Origin of the sequence: Burkholderia sp., assembly GCF_018375725.1 — a bacterium.
In the GTDB taxonomy this organism is placed as follows: domain Bacteria; phylum Pseudomonadota; class Gammaproteobacteria; order Burkholderiales; family Burkholderiaceae; genus Burkholderia.
This window is the reverse complement of sequence record NZ_JAHACR010000463.1, coordinates 1-2,099: the sequence shown is the minus strand read 5'-3', so window position 1 is coordinate 2,099 and position 2,099 is coordinate 1. Positions and strand designations below refer to the sequence as shown.

The 2,099-nt window shown below is 63.4% G+C and carries 3 protein-coding genes; 1 reads left to right on the top strand and 2 read right to left on the bottom strand.

The genetic code is table 11. The annotated features are described in order from the left end of the window. Both KH616_RS24400 and KH616_RS24395 read right to left on the bottom strand, forming a co-directional pair. Window positions 1-356: TOBE domain-containing protein (locus KH616_RS24400; protein WP_292253797.1), on the bottom strand; the 356-nt coding region annotated here is incomplete at its 3' end. Window positions 357-482: 126 nt separating this feature from the next. Next, window positions 483-1,436, bottom strand: a complete 954-nt coding sequence (locus tag KH616_RS24395) for a LysR family transcriptional regulator (protein WP_292253795.1) — start codon at window positions 1,434-1,436, stop codon at window positions 483-485. Between the two features lie 101 nt (window positions 1,437-1,537). Here KH616_RS24395 and KH616_RS24390 point away from each other — a divergent pair. Then, window positions 1,538-2,099: FAD-dependent oxidoreductase (locus KH616_RS24390; RefSeq protein ID WP_292253792.1), on the top strand; the 562-nt coding region annotated here is incomplete at its 3' end.

Here is a 2,099-nt window from a genome sequence, read left to right as displayed (position 1 = left end):
GCATTGTCGGATGCGCATTTCGTGACGATCGCGGCGATCTGCGCGCCGCCCGCCGCCGAGATGATGACCTCGCTGTTGACGGCGCCCTTCGTCACCGATGCGATGGTGCCCGTGAGGCAATTGCGCGCGGAAACCTGGCTGCTGTTCGCGTCGACCATCACGATCACCGACGACGCCTTCACGAGTGCAAACGCCGGCTTGCCTGCTGCAAGCCCCAGCGAAGCGGCGCTGCCATGCGTGATGATGGCGACGATATCGAGTCCTTCGGACGTCCGCAGCGTGATCTCGTCGTTTACTGCACCTGCCTTGACTTCGGTGACGTTCCCCGTGAAATGGTTTCGGGCACTGGTTCGCATGGCGGTCTCCGGATGTGCGGCCGCCCGATGATGTGATGGCGGGAGCGGGTTAGCAAGACAAGATGACAAGCGCGACGATTATACGCGCGGCGACATGGGCCGCGGCTGGGCGCCCACGGTCTCGCCTCACTTGCGAGCCCGGTCGTGGGGCTTCGATACCGCACCGTCGATGACCGGCGCACCCTGCTTGATCAGGAAATCGCGAAACAGCCCGGTGACCTGCGAGATCCGGCGATCGGCGAGCGTTACCACATACCATTCGCGCTCGATCGGATTCCCGGGAAACGGCAGTTGTCCCAGCAGTCCGGTCCGCAATTCGAGCGCGCAGGCATGGAGCGACAGAAACGCGACGCCAAGGCCGGCCTCGGCCATCTGCTTGATCGCTTCGTTGCTGGACAGTTCCGATCCCACGTGGAACTTGTACCCTGAAGCCTTGAACAGGCTCTCGACCGTCGTCCGGGTCCCGGCGCCTCGCTCGCGTACCAGCAGGTGCGCACATTCGAGATCCTTCAGCGCGATGCGCTTGCGCTGCATCAGCGGATGTCCGGGCGCCGCGACGAAGACCATCGGGTGCTTCGCGAATTCGACCGCATGCGTGCGGAGTTCCTTGGGCGGGCTGCCCATCACCGCCAGATCGATTTCATGCGTCGCGAGCATGCGGATGATGTCTTCGCGGTTGCCGACCTTGAAATACGTCTTGACGTGCGGGCGCGTCGCCGTGAATTTGACCAGCAGCGGCGGAATCAGATATTCCGCCGTGGTGATCGCCCCGATGCGCAGCGTCCCGCCCAGTTCGCCCGTCAGCGCAGCGACCTCATCGCCGGCTTCGCTCCACAAATGCAGGATCTCGCGCGCATAGCGGCTCACGATTTCGCCCGCCGCGGTGAGCTGCACGCCGCGCCCGACACGCTGAAGCAAGGCCGCACCGACCGCCTCCTCCAGCAGACGGATCTGCAGCGAAACGGCGGGCTGCGTCAGGTTGAGTTCCTCCGCCGCCCGGGACACGCTGCCCAGCCGCGCCACCATGTCGAGCGCCTTCAGTTGCCGGAAGGTCGCGGCCTTTCCTATAAGTGAATACATATGGGTCGACGATAAACATTAAATTGTTTTTAGCTGTTCGGAACTATATCGTCGTATCTCGTTATTTGTCATTCGAATGGAAATCAGTGTGGAGCTTCAGCATGGCCAAGATCTCATTCACCCCCGGAACGGACCGCGCAGCGCGCGTCCCGAGCATCGTGATTGTCGGAGGCGGAGCCGGTGGCCTGCAATTGGCGACGCGCCTCGGCAGTACGGTCGGACGGCGCGGACAGGCCAGGATCGTGCTCGTCGACCGCTATCCGACGCATTTCTGGAAGCCGCTCCTGCATGAAGCCGCGTCGGGGCATCGCGACCCGGCTTCCCATACGATCGAATATGCCGCGCAGGCCAAACAGTACGGCTTTCATTTCGTCCAGGGGGAACTGCAACACGTCGATCGAACCCGGCGTGTCGCGACGATCGGTGCCGTGCTCGAAGCGGACGGCACGGAAATCCTGCCGCAGCGGGATCTCCAATACGACGATCTGGTGCTCGCGGTCGGCAGCGTGACGAATTTCTTCAATGTGCCGGGTGCATCGGCCCATGCGCTGCCGCTCGAAAACGTCGAACAGGCGGAGGCTTTCCGCCGGAAGTTCCTGGCGGCGTGCGCGAAGGCCAACCATCAGGCCGAGCAAGGGCCCGGGCAGCAGGCGCAGCCGGTCT

What these genes read in the sequence shown, in the direction of transcription:
- KH616_RS24395 (WP_292253795.1), bottom strand. Translation starts at nt 1,436, where the DNA reads ATGTATTCACTTATAGGAAAGGCCGCGACCTTCCGGCAACTGAAGGCG.